The sequence below is a fragment of the Kaistia adipata DSM 17808 genome, assembly GCF_000423225.1.
GTDB classification, from domain to species: Bacteria; Pseudomonadota; Alphaproteobacteria; order Rhizobiales; family Kaistiaceae; genus Kaistia; species Kaistia adipata.
Map to the genome: position 1 here is coordinate 490093 of NZ_AUHO01000010.1, position 14848 is coordinate 504940.

Annotated in this window: 11 protein-coding genes and 1 pseudogene; 1 reads left to right on the forward strand and 11 read right to left on the reverse strand. The window is 67.8% G+C overall.

Features of this window, described 5'->3' with window-relative positions:
- Positions 1 to 50: 50 nt before the first annotated feature.
- The 9 genes and pseudogenes from G539_RS0111180 to G539_RS0111225 form a co-directional block, all read right to left on the reverse strand.
- On the reverse strand, positions 51 to 503 hold the full coding sequence (locus G539_RS0111180; RefSeq protein ID WP_029075283.1) for a PTS sugar transporter subunit IIA: 453 nt from the start codon (positions 501 to 503) through the stop codon (positions 51 to 53).
- Positions 504 to 551: 48 nt separating this feature from the next.
- On the reverse strand, positions 552 to 1247 hold the full coding sequence (locus G539_RS0111185; RefSeq protein ID WP_029075284.1) for a response regulator: 696 nt from the start codon (positions 1245 to 1247) through the stop codon (positions 552 to 554).
- On the reverse strand, positions 1247 to 3949 hold the full coding sequence (locus G539_RS0111190; protein WP_029075285.1) for a sensor histidine kinase: 2703 nt from the start codon (positions 3947 to 3949) through the stop codon (positions 1247 to 1249). Before G539_RS0111190 ends, G539_RS0111185 begins: the two co-directional genes overlap by 1 nt.
- Positions 3950 to 4013: 64 nt before the next feature.
- The gene (gene kdpC / locus G539_RS0111195; protein WP_029075286.1) at positions 4014 to 4577 is read right to left on the reverse strand and encodes a potassium-transporting ATPase subunit KdpC; all 564 of its coding nucleotides are present in this window, start codon (positions 4575 to 4577) and stop codon (positions 4014 to 4016) included.
- Positions 4578 to 4588: 11 nt separating this feature from the next.
- Entirely contained in the window at positions 4589 to 6649 is a 2061-nt protein-coding gene (kdpB, locus tag G539_RS0111200; RefSeq protein ID WP_029075287.1) for a potassium-transporting ATPase subunit KdpB, read from the reverse strand.
- A gap of 72 nt (positions 6650 to 6721) precedes the next feature.
- Positions 6722 to 8425 carry a potassium-transporting ATPase subunit KdpA gene (gene kdpA / locus G539_RS0111205; protein WP_029075288.1) on the reverse strand — a complete coding sequence of 568 codons (1704 nt, stop codon included), beginning with the start codon at positions 8423 to 8425 and terminating at the stop codon, positions 6722 to 6724.
- 22 nt (positions 8426 to 8447) lie between these two features.
- Positions 8448 to 8537, reverse strand: coding sequence for a K(+)-transporting ATPase subunit F (gene kdpF / locus G539_RS24460; RefSeq protein ID WP_035830982.1), 90 nt, complete (start codon positions 8535 to 8537; stop codon positions 8448 to 8450).
- 779 nt (positions 8538 to 9316) lie between these two features.
- A pseudogene (locus G539_RS24465) lies at positions 9317 to 10215 on the reverse strand (AAA family ATPase); the annotation flags it as partial.
- Positions 10216 to 10222: 7 nt separating this feature from the next.
- The gene (locus G539_RS0111225; RefSeq protein WP_035831124.1) at positions 10223 to 11251 is read right to left on the reverse strand and encodes an HAD family hydrolase; all 1029 of its coding nucleotides are present in this window, start codon (positions 11249 to 11251) and stop codon (positions 10223 to 10225) included.
- Between the two features lie 521 nt (positions 11252 to 11772).
- On the opposite strand from G539_RS0111225, the gene G539_RS0111230 reads away from it, so the two are divergent.
- Complete coding sequence (locus G539_RS0111230; RefSeq protein ID WP_035830986.1) at positions 11773 to 12450, forward strand: L,D-transpeptidase; 678 nt, start codon at positions 11773 to 11775, stop codon at positions 12448 to 12450.
- Between the two features lie 10 nt (positions 12451 to 12460).
- On the opposite strand, the gene G539_RS0111235 is transcribed toward G539_RS0111230, so the two are convergent.
- Positions 12461 to 12742 (reverse strand): hypothetical protein, encoded by a 282-nt coding sequence (locus G539_RS0111235; RefSeq protein WP_029075291.1) that lies wholly within the window; start codon positions 12740 to 12742, stop codon positions 12461 to 12463.
- A gap of 99 nt (positions 12743 to 12841) precedes the next feature.
- Positions 12842 to 14812, reverse strand: coding sequence for a glycoside hydrolase family 127 protein (locus G539_RS0111240; RefSeq protein WP_051231293.1), 1971 nt, complete (start codon positions 14810 to 14812; stop codon positions 12842 to 12844).
- Positions 14813 to 14848: the final 36 nt, after the last annotated feature.

Below are 14848 nucleotides of genomic sequence, written 5' to 3' on the forward strand. Positions count from 1 at the left end.
GCCGCATCCGGCCGCGACGCGGCGTTCTTCCGGGGAGGGGGCCGCGCGCTCTATCCCGGCGCTTCCGTCAGCACGCTATAGGCGGCCTCTGGGCTCGCCGAGCCGCGCAGCCTGGCGCGGAATTCGCGGATCCGCGCCCGCCTGGCGAAACAGGCGAGGACGTTCAGATGTGCGGTCGTCCGACCCTCGGGCGCGAGGATCAGGAAAACGATGTCGACCGGCTCGTCGTCGACCGCCTCGAAATCGACGGGCTTCCGGAGGATGGCGAGTAGGCCGAACGGCGCCGTGATGCCGTCGACGCCGGCATGCGGGATCGCCACGCCGGTTCCGATGCCCGTCGAGCCGAGCTTCTCGCGATTGACGAGGGCTCGGTGGATCGATTCCTCCGGAATATCGAGCCGCGCGGCGGCGTGGGCCGCCAGCCTGCGGATCAGCGCCGCCTTGCTCGGCACGGACAGGTCAACGAGGACATCTTCCGACTGGACGATGCTGGATAACTGCATGGAATAGCTCACGTCAGGCGATTTTGGAGGCGTGGAATCGCGGATGGATCACGGATCGGCCTCGCGCAGCCGGTAGCCGACGCCGGTTTCGGTCAGGATGTATTGCGGCTGGTCGGGCTGCTGCTCGATCTTCTGGCGCAGCTGCCGGACATAGACGCGCAGATACTGGACGTCGGTCGACCCGCCCCAGACCTCGGCGAGCAGGGCGCGGTGCGTCAGCACCTTGCCTGCGTGCTGAACCAGCAGGCGGAGGATGTCGTATTCCTTCGGCGACAGCTTCACTTCCCGCCCGCTGACGCGGACGATCCGTTTCACCAGATCGACGGAGAGATCGCCGGTCTGGAAGACGGCCTTCTCGCCCTGCTGCTGCAGCCGGTGGCGCAGCGCGACGCGCAGCCGCGCCGCGAGCTCGCGCATGCCGAAAGGCTTGGTCACGTAGTCGTCGGCGCCCGCCTCCAGCGCCTTGACGATTCCCGCCTCGTCGGTGCGGCTCGACAGGATGACGATCGGCAGGTCGATCTGCGCGGCGCGCCAGCGCGCCAGCAGGTCATGGCCGGGCAGATCCGGCAAACCGAGATCGAGGATGACGAGGTCCGGCCTTTCGGCCGTGACCATCGCCGTCGCCTCGGCCGCGTTCTCGGCCTCGAGGATCGCATAGCCCTCCGTTGTCAGGCCGACCCGCAACAGACGCCGGATCGCCGGCTCGTCGTCGACGACGAGGATTCTCACGCTCGATGTGCTCATTACCTGTCGTCCAGTCTGGCGGGCTCGCTCGTCGCGGGAAAGCTGATGGTGAAGACGGCGCCCGTCCGGTCGGTGCGATTGCTGGCTGCGATCGTGCCGCCCATCGCCTCGACGAACCCCTTGCAGATGGCAAGGCCGAGCCCGGTCCCTGCCTGCACATGGTCCTGCTTCCTGACCCGGTAGAAGCTGTCGAACACGCGCGTGAGATCGCTGGTCGGAATGCCGGGGCCTTCGTCGATGACCTGCAGCCTGACCTGCGCCGCGTCCGTCCAGGCCCGCAGGCGGATGGTGGAGCCGGCGGGGGCGTATTTGCGGGCATTGTCGAGCAGGTTGAACAGCACCTGTTCGAACAGGACGGGATCGAGCTTGACCATCGGCAGGTCGGCCGGCACGGCGAGCTCGATGCGGTGCCCGTCGAGGATCTTGGCGGCGCGGCGAAGCGCACTGCCGACGATGTCGCCGATGAAGTGCGGCGAGGCGGAGGCGTCGGTCGCGCCGGATTCGAGCCGCGTCATGTCGAGCAGATTGGCGATGAAGCGGTTGAGGCGTTCGGACTCGTCGATCACGGTCGAAAGCAGCTCGACGCGGTCCGCCTCCGGCAGGTCGGCCGAATAGTCCTTGAGCGTGCCGGCGGCGCCGAGGATGGAGGCGAGCGGCGTCTTCAGGTCGTGCGAGATCGAGGTCAAGAGCGCCGAGCGCAGCCGGTCGGCCTCGGCGGCGAGCCGAGCCCTGTCGACGTCGGCGACGAGCTGGATCCGCTCGATCGCCAGCGCCGCCTGGTCGGCGAGCGAGTCGAGCAGGCGTTGCTGCTCGGGCGTCAGCACGGGCCCCTGCTTGTCATTGTCCAGCCCGAGGACGCCGACGCGGGTCCGGCCGGTCTTCAGCGGCAGGTAGAGCCGTTTCGCGCCGGGCAGGGTGTCGGCGCCGCGCCCGGCGGGGCGGTCGTGCTCCCAGGCCCAGTGCGCGGCGGCGATGTCGGCCTCGTCCAGCGTATCGTCCGGCGGATAGCCGGCGCGAACGGCGATCACGCCGTCCTCCGGCAGCAGCACGACGACGCGGACGCCGAGCATCGCCGCGATCTGGTAGGCGGAGGCCCACAGCACGTCCTCCAGCGTGCCGGCCCCGGCGAGCTTGCGGCTGAACTGGTAGAGGCCCTCGGTGGTGCGGGCGCGCTGCCGCGCGGCCGCCGCCTGCCCCTGCACGCGCCCGGCGAGATTGCTCGCGATCACGGCGACGCCGAGGAAGAAGGCGAAGGCGACGGCGCTCTCGGGGTCGCTGATGTTGAGCGTGTAGAGCGGCGCGAGGAAGAAGAAGTTGAAGGCGAGCGCCGCCAGCGCCGAGGCGAAGAGCGCCGGCCACAGGCCGCTGCTGACGGCGATCGCCAGCACCGCCATCAGGAAGACGAGCGCGATGTTGCGCACGTCCAGGAACCGCGACAGGGCGTGGCCGATGCCGACCGCGACCGCCACATAGGCGACGCTCCAGAGATAGGGCTTGAGGTCGAGGCGTTGCGCCTGGGCCGGCGCGACCGGGCGCCGGGCCGGCGCGCCGAGCGCGGCATCGGGCGAGATGACGTGGATGCTGATGCCGCCGGCGTGGCGGATCAGGTCGTGCGACACCGACCCTACCAGCATCTCGCGCCAGCGCGGCTTGTCGGACTTGCCGACGATGATGTGGGTGTAGTTGTTGGCCGTGGCGTAGCGCAGGATTTCCTGTGCCACATGCTGGCCGGGAAGCGTCACGGCTTCCGCGCCGAGCTGCTCGGCCAGGCGCAGAGTCGCCGCGACGCGGTCCTTCTCGGCGTCGCCGAAGCGGCTCGCCCTGGCGCTCTCGATGAAGAGCGCCGCCCAGGGCGCGCGCAGCCGGTCGGCGTGGCGGCGGGCGTAGCGGACGAGGGACGGTCCGTCCGTCCGCGCGTCGACGCAGACGAGCACGCGCTCGCCGGCCGCCCAGGGGCCGGGAATGGCGTGCGCCTGCATGTGGGTGACGAGCTGCTCGTCGACGCGCTGCGCCGTGCGCCGAAGCGCCAGCTCGCGCAGCGCCGTCAGGTTGCTGGGCGAGAAATAGTTCTCGATCGCCCGCCTGGCCGTCTTCGGCAGATAGACCTTGCCCTCGTGCAGGCGCTTGATCAGGTCGTCCGGCGTGATGTCGATGATCTCGATGTCGTCGGCGCGGTCGATGATGGAATCCGGCACCGTCTCGCGCACGCGGATGCGCGTGATCTGGGCGACGACGTCGTTCAGGCTCTCGACATGCTGGATGTTGAGCGTGGTGTAGACGTCGATGCCGCGCGCCAGCAGCTCCTCGACGTCGAGATAGCGCTTGGGGTGGCGGCTGCCCTCGGCATTGGTATGCGCCAGCTCGTCGACCAGAACCAGCTTCGGTCGCCTGGCGAGGATGGCGTCGAGGTCCATCTCCTCCAGCACGCGGCCGCGATAGTCGACGACCGTGCGCGGGATGGTCTCGAGCCCCTCGGTCAGGGCCGCCGTCTCGGCGCGGCCATGCGTCTCGACGATGCCGATCACCACGTCGACGCCGTCGGCGGCGCGCGCCCGGCCGGACATCAGCATCTCGTAGGTCTTGCCGACGCCCGGCGCGGCGCCGAGGAAGATCTTCAGACGGCCGCGTCCCTCCCGCTCGGCGCTGTCGAGCAGCGCCTCGGGCGAGGGACGGCCTTCACGTGAAACACTGTCGTCGGACACCTGGATCCTCACGGTGCGGCGGGAACGCCATAATTAGGCATTCCCGCCGGACTTGTTCAGTCGTTCATTGCGCGTCGAGCGCGAGGTTCAGCTTCAGCACGTTGACGACCGGCTCGCCGAGCAGGCCGAGCGCGCGCGGCTCGATGGCGGCGGTCACCAGCGCGCGGACCTCGGCCTCGTCCATGCCGCGCGCCTTGGCGACGCGCGGCGTCTGGAAATAGGCGGCGTCCGGCGTGATGTGCGGGTCGAGGCCGCTGGCCGAGCTGGTCACGAGCTCGATCGGCACCGCCGCGTCGGGGTTCTCGGCGCGAAGCGCCTCGGTCCGTTCCTTCACCTTCTCGATCAGCGCCTTGCTGGTCGGGCCCAGGTTCGAGCCGCTCGAGGCGACCGCGTCGTAGCCGTTCGCGCCGGCCGCCGAGGGGCGGCCATGGAAATAGCGCGGATCGTCGAACAGCTGGCCGATCAGCTCCGAGCCGACGATCTTGCCGTCGCGCTCGATCAGGCTGCCATTGGCCTGGTGCGGGAACAGCGCCTGCGCGATGCCGGTGATCCCCAGCGGATAGGCGAGACCGGTCAGGAGGGTGAAGGCGACGATCATGATGATCGCGGGCCGAATCTGTTTCAGCATGATGGTTCTCCTCAGGCGAGGCCGATGGCGGCAAGCGCCATGTCGATGAGCTTGATGCCGGCGAACGGGACGAGGATGCCGCCGAGGCCGTAGATCAGCAGGTTGCGGGACAGCACGGATGCCGCGCCGGTCGCGCGGTAGCGGACGCCCTTCAGCGAGAGCGGAATGAGGGCGACGATGATCAGCGCGTTGAAGATGATCGCCGACAGGATGGCGCTCTGCGGCGTCGCGAGGCCCATGATGTTGAGCGCGCCGAGCTGCGGGTAGAAGGCCAGGAACATCGCCGGGATGATGGCGAAATACTTGGCGATGTCGTTGGCGATCGAGAAGGTCGTCAGCGCGCCGCGGGTCATCAGCAATTGCTTGCCGATCTCCACGATCTCGATGAGCTTGGTCGGATCGCTGTCGAGATCGACCATGTTGCCGGCCTCGCGAGCCGCCACCGTTCCGGTGTTCATGGCGACGCCGACATCGGCCTGCGCCAGCGCCGGCGCGTCGTTGGTGCCGTCGCCGCACATGGCGACCAGCTTGCCCTTGGCCTGCTCCTCGCGGATCAGGGCGAGCTTGTTCTCTGGTGTCGCCTGGGCGAGGAAATCGTCGACGCCCGCCTCCGCCGCGATGGCGGCCGCCGTCATCGGATTGTCGCCGGTGATCATCACCGTGCGGATGCCCATGCGACGCAGTTCGGCGAAGCGCTCGCGGATGCCGCCCTTCACGATGTCTTTCAGGTAGACGATGCCGAGAAGGCGTCCGTCCCTGGCCACGGCGAGCGGTGTGCCACCGGTCTTGGCGATGGCGTCGGCGATCGCCTGGATCTCGCGGATCGTGTCGGCCTTCGGGCGCGACGCGTCGGGCATTCCCCCGAGATGCTTCAGCACGGCGTCGACGGCGCCCTTGCGGATCGAGGTGCCGTCGACATCGACGCCGCTCATCCGGCTCTGCGCCGTGAACGGCACGAAGGTGGCGTGCAGGCTCTGCATGTCGCGCGCCCGGATGCCGTATTTCTCCTTCGCCAGCACGACGATCGAGCGACCCTCCGGCGTCTCGTCCGAGAGCGAGGCGAGCTGCGCCGCGTCGGCGAGCTCTTGCTCGCTGACACCCTGGACCGGGCGGAACTCGCTGGCCTGGCGGTTGCCGAGCGTGATCGTGCCGGTCTTGTCGAGCAGCAGCGTGTCGACGTCGCCGGCCGCCTCGACGGCGCGGCCCGACATGGCGAGCACGTTGAAGCGCACCAGCCGGTCCATGCCGGCGATGCCGATCGCCGAGAGCAGAGCGCCGATGGTGGTCGGGATCAGCGTCACGAACAGCGCGACGAGGACGATCACCGGGATGGCGCCGCCGGCATAGGTCGTGAAGCTCGGGATGGTCACCGTCGCCAGCACGAAGATCAGCGTCATGCCGGCGAGCAGCACGTTGAGCGCGATCTCGTTCGGCGTCTTCTGGCGTTCGGCGCCCTCGACCAGCGCGATCATCCGGTCGATGAAGGTGGAGCCGGCCGCGGCGGTGATGCGCACGCGGATCCAGTCCGAGAGCACCTGCGTGCCGCCGGTGACGGCGGAACGATCGCCACCGGATTCGCGGATCACCGGCGCCGATTCACCGGTGATCGCGGCCTCGTTGACCGAGGCGACGCCCTCGATCACCTCGCCGTCGGACGGGATGGTGTCGCCGGCCTCGACCAGCACGACGTCGCCGACGCGCAGGCTGTTGCCCGGCACGGTCGTGTAGTCGGGGCCATCGTCCTTGAGCAGCTTGGCCTGGGTCTCGCTGCGGGTGCGGCGAAGCGAATCCGCCTGCGCCTTGCCGCGTCCTTCCGCTACTGCCTCGGCGAAGTTCGCGAACAGCACGGTGAACCAGAGCCACAGCACGATCTGCAGCGAGAAGCCGATATTGGCGCCGCCGGTCGCGACGTCGCGCAGCAGCAGGATGGTGGTCAGCGCCGAGACGACGGCGACGACGAACATCACGGGGTTTCGCGCGAGGCTCCGCGGATTGAGTTTGCGGAAGGCGTCGCCGAGGGCGGGGACGAGGATGCGAGCATCCAGAAGGCTCGCGGATTTGGACTGGCTCATGGAAAGCTCCAGCATGTGGGGTCGCGGCGCACCGGCGCGGATTGGGCCCGCGCCGGCGGGGGCGATGTCCGGTCAGAAACTCTGGCCGGCGAGCATGGCGAGATGCTCGACGATCGGGCCGAGGGCGAGGGCCGGGAAGAAGGTCAGGCCGCCGACCACGAGGATGACGCCGACCAGCAGGCCGACGAAGAGCGGCCCGTGCGTCGGGAAGGTTCCCGCCGATTCCGGCACGATCTTCTTGCCGACCAGCGAGCCGGCGATCGCCATGGCCGGAATGATGACCAGGAAGCGGCCCATCAGCATCGCGAGCCCGAGGGTGATGTTGTACCAGGGCGTGTTGCCTGAGAGCCCGCCGAAGGCCGAGCCGTTGTTGGCGGTGGCCGAGGTGTAGGCGTAGAGAACCTCGGAGAAGCCGTGCGGGCCGGCATTGGCGATCGAGGCGACGCCGGTCGGCAGGACGATGGCGATCGCCGTGAAGCCGAGCATCGCCAAGGGCAGGCAGAGCACGGCCAGCATCGCCATCTTGACTTCCTTGGCCTCGATCTTCTTGCCGAGATATTCCGGCGTGCGGCCGACCATCAGGCCGGCGACGAAGATCGCCACCACGACGAAGAGCAGGATGCCGTAGAAGCCGGCGCCGACGCCGCCGATGATGATCTCGCCGAGCATCATGTTGATCATCGGGACCATGCCGCCGAGCGCCATGAAGCTGTCATGCATGGCGTTGACCGCGCCGCAGGAGGCCGCCGTGGTGACGACGGCGAACAGCGCAGACAGCGTCACGCCGAAGCGGGTTTCCTTGCCTTCCATGTTGCCGCCGTCGAGGCCGATCGCGTGCAGCAGCGGATTGCCCGAGGCCTCGGCCCAGTAGCAGAGCGTCACGCCCGCCAGGAATAGGATGCCCATCGCGGCGAAGATCGCCCAGCCCTGCTTCTGGTTGCCGACCATGCGGCCGAAGACGTTGGTCAGCGCCGCGCCGATCGCGAAGATCGCCACCATGTGGATCAGGTTGGTGAGCGCCGTCGGGTTCTCGAAGGGATGGGCGGCGTTGACGTTGAAGAAGCCGCCGCCATTGGTGCCGAGATGCTTGATCATCATCTGCGAGGCGACGGGGCCCTGCGCGATCGTCTGCTGCACGCCTTCGAGCGTCGTCGCGATCGTGTAGGGGCCGAGATTCTGCGGCACGCCCTGCCAGACCAGCACCAGCGCGCCGGCCACGCAGATCGGCAGCAGCAGGTAGAGGATGCTGCGGGTCAGGTCGACCCAGAAATTGCCCAGCGTCCGCGCCGAGCGCCGTGCGAAGGCGCGGATCAGGGCCACGGCGATGGCGATGCCGGTCGCGGCCGAGACGAAGTTCTGCACGTTCAGGCCTGCCATCTGCGACAGGTAGGACATCGTCGTCTCGCCGCCGTAGTTCTGCCAGTTGGTGTTGGTGACGAAGCTGGCGGCGGTGTTGAAGGCGAGCTCGGGCGGCAGGCCGGCCATGCCGGCAGGGTTGAGCGGCAGCGCGCCCTGGAACCGCAGCAGCAGATAGAGCGCCAGCAGGCCGGCGAGGTTGAAGAACAGCATCGCCGCCGCATAGGTGGTCCAGTGCTGCTCCTCGGTCTCGCTGGTTCCGGCGAGGCGATAGAGGCCGCGCTCGACCGGGCGGAAGAGGGGCGTCAGCAAGGTGCGCTCGCCCGTGAAGACGCGCGTCATGTAGCCGCCGAGCGGCCTGACGAGCAGGATCACGATCCCGCAGAAGATCAGGATCTGGATCCATCCGTTGAAAGTCATGATTGCCGCTTTCTGCGTCGGGTCAGAACCGCTCGGGGCGGAGGAGGGCGTAGGTCAGGTAGACGGAGATGAACACCGCCACGGCCCCGCCGAGGATGTAATCGATCATCATCGGTCCGTTCTCCGGGTCATGTATTCTCGCAAATCCTGATGTAACCGAACATCAGGACAAAGAATCCGAGCGCAATCGCGAGGATTATGGCGTCCATGGGATCAGCTTTCTGCGCCGTTTCGCGCGCTTCTATGCAAGTCGACGGACTGGCGTCGCTGCGTCGTGAGGCTCCGATGCTGCCGCGTTGCCAGATGGCGATCGCCATCGGATCTCTGCGGCAGATATGGCGCGGGACCGCATAGTCTTTCGAGACGGGAAGCCCCGGCGGACCATAAAAATCTCATAGGAATCGCAGCCCCGCATGGGGCGTGGCGCGCCGTCCGGCCGCAGGCGGCCTGGCCGGATTGAGCGGAGGCAGCGGCGCCGGCGAGGCGGGGCGCGACGGGGCCATGACCTCTCGCCGGAACTCCTGCAACAGGACGAGAAGCGCGCGGGCCTTTTCGCGCGACCACACCGTCGTCGTGCCGTCCGGCGCGAACAGCGCGGCGTCGAGTGATTCCGCTGCCGGCGGCGGCGGCCAGCTTTCCGGTAGTCGGGATCGCCAGTCGGCGAGTGCCCGATAGGTCGCGCCGGCGTCGTCGCCCCGGCAGGCCTTGGTGAGCGCCGCGAAGGCCGCTTCCTCCGATCTCGTCCACGCGGCCCGGTGGCGGGCTCGTCGCGCCCGCAGCCTCTGCCATGCCGTCGCGACGAGCAGGACCGCCAGGATGGCGGTCGCTGTAACCGTCACCCACACGGCCGGCCGGACCGGATGCGGCGCGGCGCCCGTTTCCGTGCCTGGCGTCGGCACGGACGCCGTCGGCGCTTGCCTCGTAGGTCAGCGACAGGCGGTGGCGCAGGCAGTCATGCGCGACGGCCTGCACATCCTCCGGCGTGACGTAGTCGCGGCCCTCGTGCCAGGCGCGGACGCGCGACGCCTTGTCGAGCGCCAGCGAGCCGCGCGGGCTGGCGCCGATGGCGATCCAGCCCTTCAGCTTGTCTCCGAATTCGGCCGGTCGCCGGCTCGCCGCGATCAGGCCGACGATGTAGGTCTCGACCGCTTCGGCCGACTGGACCGCGTCGATCTCCTTGCGCGCGTCGAAGATCACCTGCTGCGCCGATCTCTCTCGGAGCGGACGAGCTGCAGCACCTTCACCTCGTCGCGATCGCTCGGATAGTCGATCCGCACATGCATCAGGAAGCGGTCCATCTGCGCCTCGGGCAGCGGATAGGTGCCCTCCTGCTCGATCGGGTTCTGCGTCGCCAGCACCATGAAGAGGTCCGGCAGCGCGTAGCGCTTGCCGGATACGGTCACCTGCCGCTCCTCCATGGCTTCCAGCAGCGACGACTGCACCTTGGCCGGCGCCCGGTTGATTTCGTCGGCGAGGATGAGATTGCCGAAGATCGGTCCCTTGCGGAACTCGAAGGTGCCGGCGCCGCCCGCGTCGGCGCGGTAGATCTCGCCCCCGGTCACGTCGGACGGCAGCAGGTCCGGCGTGAACTGGATCCGGCTGAATTCCGACTCCAGCGCCTTGGACAGGCTCTTGATCGCGCGGGTCTTGGCGAGGCCCGGCAGGCCTTCGACCAGCACGTTGCCATTGGCCGGCAACGCGATGACGAGCCGCTCCACGACCCTCTCCTGGCCGATGACGGAGGCGTTGACATGCTTCTGGATCTCGAGAACGGAGGCACGGGCGGTCATCGGCGGCTCATTTCTCGAAGGGGTAGATCTTCGTCCAGTCGTTCTTCATGTCGACGACGAGCCAGCCGCGCTTCGGCGCTTCGTCGAGCGCCTTGTCGAGCCTGCCGATATGGGAATCGCGGTCATAGGCCCATTCGCGGACTGCATCGGTATGGTGCACGATCAGGCCGAAGCGCGGGCCGCTGTTCAGCGTCGTCCATTGCAGCATTTCGAGGTCGCCGTCGGAATTGCCGGCGGCGAAGACCGGTCGCTTGCCGATGAAGCGGTTGATGCCGACCGGCTTGCCGGGGCCGTCATCGACGAACTCGACCGCCGGCAGCTTGAAGATCCTGGGCGTGTCGCCGTCGAGCTTGAATTCCGTCTTGTCGGAGGAGCCGACGACCTGCTGCGGCGGGATGCCGTAGACGCCCTCTGCCCAGGCGCGCATGAACTCGACGCCGCCGCCCGAGACGATGAAGGTCTGGTAGCCGTTGGCGCGCAGATAGGCGAGGAGCTCCAGCATCGGCTGGAAGACCAGTTCCGTATAGGGCCTGTCGAAGCGCGGATGCCTGGCCGTCTTGGTCCATTCGGTCACGGCGGCGGAAAAGTCCTCGACCGACATGCCGGTGGAACTGGCGGCGAGGAGCTCGCCAAGCCCCTTGTTGCCGGAGGCCATCACGGCATCCATGTCGCCTTCCAGCACGGCCTTGAACGGTTGCTTGTCCTTCCATTCGGGATGGTCCTTCGCCATCGCCTTGATGCGGTCGAGCACGAAGATGCCCTGGAAGTAGACCGGCCGCTCGGACCAGAGCGTGCCGTCATTGTCGAAGGTGGCGATGCGGTCGCCGACCGCGACGAAGTCGGGCCCGCCGGCCGTCGTGGTGCGCGTCACGAAGTCGAGGATGGCCGCCTTGGCCTTGCCGTCGTTCCAGGAGGGTAGCGGATCGGCGAAGGCGCCGAGGGGCAGCAGCGCGGCGGCGACGAAGAATGACGCCAGCGCCGTCATGAGGGCGCGGCGCGTCCAGGCGCCTGTCCATGCGTGGGACCAGTTTCGCATCAACATCTCCTCTCGTCGGTCGCATCGCGCCGGGGCAAGACCCGGCGGCCCGGGCCTGTGGTCCCTTGGATCGAGGCTGGAGCGCCAGCGCGCCGGAGGTCAGCGCCACGCGCCTTCAGCGCGGGAAATCACGGCCGGGGCCAGAATGAAGGGGAACGCCGTCAGAATAGCTTCTTGATCGATGCGGGTCATCGACGTCCTCTCACGAGAGTTCAAGCAGTCTGATCTGTCCGCCATCATGGCGGTTCTTCAAATCGACTTCAAGCACCGTATGACGTGGCGGCATATGTACTGGTTTGCCGTGGAGGCGACCTGTGTCGGGACGGCAACAACCAGAAGTTCTCGGCATCTGCATGCCTGCCATGCGGATGGTTGTGTCGTGTTAACCATATCGCTGCCGCATTCCGTGCGGTAGGAGACGCCCAAGCCCTGCGCACCGCGCGTGCCAGCCCACCGTTTCTCCCTCCCAAGGTTCTCGTTCCGTGTCTCTGCTTCTTTCGCGTCGGTCGCTCCTGGCCGGCATGTCCGTCCTCGCCGCGTCGGCGCTCGCCGGCTGCGTCCAGGTTCCGAAGGAACTCGGCGAAGGCAGTGGGGCCGGCGCCCTGGCCCCGACGCCGCCGCCTGTGGTGCCGGCGCCCGCCATCGAGGCGGCGCCCGTCGACGAAAACGCGGCGCGTTATGCCGCCGTGACGGACGGCGACTACCGCCTGCCGGCGATCCGCCACGCCGATGTCGATCCGAAATATCTGCGCCAGCTGGTCGACGATCCGACGGGCGAGGCGCCGGGCACGCTGGTCGTCAACACCAAGGAGAAGCATCTCTATCTGGTGCTGAAGGATGGCAAGGCGATGCGCTACGGCGTCGGCCTCGGCCGCCAGGGCTATTCCTGGAAGGGCCGCGCCGTCGTGCAGTGGAAGCGCAAATGGCCGACCTGGACGCCGCCTTCCGCCATGATCCGACGCAAGCCCGAGCTGGAGAAATGGCGCAAGGGCATGCCGCCCGGCCTGCACAATCCGCTCGGCGCCCGCGCGCTCTACATCTACAAGGACGGCGTCGACACGCTCTATCGCATCCACGGCTCGCCGGATTGGCGGAGCATCGGCAAGTCGGCCTCCGCCGGCTGCGTGCGGATGTTCAACCAGGACGTCATCGATCTCTACGACCGGGTGCCGTCGAAGACGACGCTGGTGGTGATCTGAAGCGGGCGCGTCAGCGCTTGCAGTCGGTCGCGAACAGGAAGTTCTTCACCGAGACGTCGCCCGTGAACACGAAGTCGACGGCGCGTGGGCCCCAGAACACGACATCCTTCAGGACGCGCGACGTGTAGGCGCTGTCGTGGCCGAGGCGGCCGAACTCGATCGGCCCCTTCAGCGACGACACGCCGTCGTCAAGCACGAGCGGACGTTCGCAGGGCGTGGAGCTCAGCTGGATGAAGAGGATGCCGGCGCCGATCACGCAGTAGAAGAAGGCCAGCCGGATCAGGAAGAACACTGCGGAACCTCTAGGCTCGGGAATCGCTGCGGCGAGCATAGAGAAGATTGGCCGTCGCGCCAGAGACCTGTCCCCGGCGCGACGGTGATGTTTAGGGGCCTAGCCGCCGCGCAGCCAGACCAGCATCTCGCCCGGCTCGCGATTGTCCCAGGCGTAATAGGGCACGGCCTTGATCGGCGCCGTCTCGGTCTGGGGCGGCGCCGTGCGATAGAGGTCGCCGTTCCAGTCGCCGGTGGCGTCCACCGCCGCCTCGGCCGCCAGCGTCACGACGCCTTCGAGCAGGCCCGGCTCGAAATTGGCGGTGAAGCTCGACGCCGCCGGTACGCGGATTCGGTTGAGCGAGACCGGGTTGTCGATTCCCTCGAGGCAATAGACCAGCGGCCCGCGCTTCAACGTCACGCGGCCGACGTCCTGGCGAACTTCCGGATGCGCGTAGAGCTGCTCGACGGCGAGGTCGAGGTCGAGCCGCACGACGTCGCCGGCCTTCCACTCGCGCTCGATGCGGGCATAGCCGTCCGCAGTCGCCGCTTTCAGGTCGACGGGCGAACCGTTGACCTGAAGCGTCGCCTTGCGGCACCAGGACGGGATGCGCAGGTTGAGCGCGAAGCGGGTCGGCTTTGCCACGTCGACTGCGATGCCGACCGCGCCGTCCCAGGGATAGCGGGTATCCTGGGTCAGCTTCACCTCGGCGCTGCCGATGTCGAGCGTCGCGGTCGAGTCGCAATAGAGGTGGACGGCGACTTCGCCCTCGGCCTGGCCGTACATGTAGGTGCCGATCGACGCCACCATGCGGCCGATGTTCGGCGGGCAGCACGGGCAGCGGTGCCACTTCCAGCGATTGTGGCCGCCGCGGCTCTCGAGCGGGTTCTCGTAGAAGAACAGCGAACCGTCGAGCGACAGGCCGGAGATCGAGCCGTTGTAAAGCGCGAGTTCCATCGTGTCGGCGTAGCGCGTGTTCGGGCCCATGCCGAGCATGCGGTTGGCCCAGAATGCGAGGGCAACCGAGGCGCAGGTCTCGGCATAGGCGGTCTCGTTCGGCAGGTCATAATCGGCCGTGAAGCCCTCGTTCTTGTCCGACGGTCCGAGGCCGCCCGTCACGTAGAGGTTCTTGGAGTTGAGGTCGTCCCAGAGCCGGTCGAGCGCCACGCGCAGCGTGTTGTCGTGGTACTCGGTGGCGACATCGGCCATGCCGGCATAGAGATACATCGCGCGGACGGCATGGCCGACCACCTTGTCCTGATCCCGCACCGGCTTGTGTGACTGGTTGTACTCGTAGGTCCCGAAGTGGTAGCTGGCCGGATCGGAGCCTCGGGCCACAGCCTCCTCGTCGTAGTAATGGGGCTGCTGGCCGCGCTGGTCGATGAAGTACTTGGCCAGCTTCATGTAGCGCTGGTTGCCGGTGACGCGGGCGAGCTTGACCAGCGCGAGCTCGATCTCCTCGTGGCCGCAATAGCCCTTCTTCTTGCCGGGCTCGGGGCCGAACACGGAATCGATGTGGTCGACGTAGCGGCACAGGATGTCGAGCAGCTTGCGCTTGCCCGTCGCCTGGTAATAGGCGACCGCGCCCTCGATCAGGTGGCCGGCGCAATAGAGCTCGTGGCAGTCGCGCAGATTGGTCCAGCGCTTGCCCGGCTCCATGCGCTGGTACCAGCTCGACAGGTAGCCGTCTTCCTGCTGCAGCTTGCCATACATGTCGATGACGGCGTCGATCTTGGCTTCCAGCTCCGGATTCGGCTTGCGGTAGAGGCTGTAGGCCGCCGTCTCGATCGTCTTGCCGAGGTCGGAATCCCAGAACATCTGCATCGTCACCGTGCCGGTCGTGGTGGTCGGCTTGCCGACGGCGGCCGGTGACATCGACATGAACGGGATGCGCAGCGCCGGCACTGGGCGGTCGGGGTCGATCTGGTCGAGCATGCCGGCCTCGACGCAGCGCTGGTAGAGGATGTCGGCCGTCTTGTCGGCGACGGCGTCGACGCGGGCGCCCCAGAAGCCGCGGACTTCGACCTGGGGGACGGCGGGGGGACGGAAGCGGGCGCGCGGGGCCTCGCCGATGGATGGCATGGCACTCATGGATAGACTCCTATTCGTCGGAAGCGGGTTGGGTGA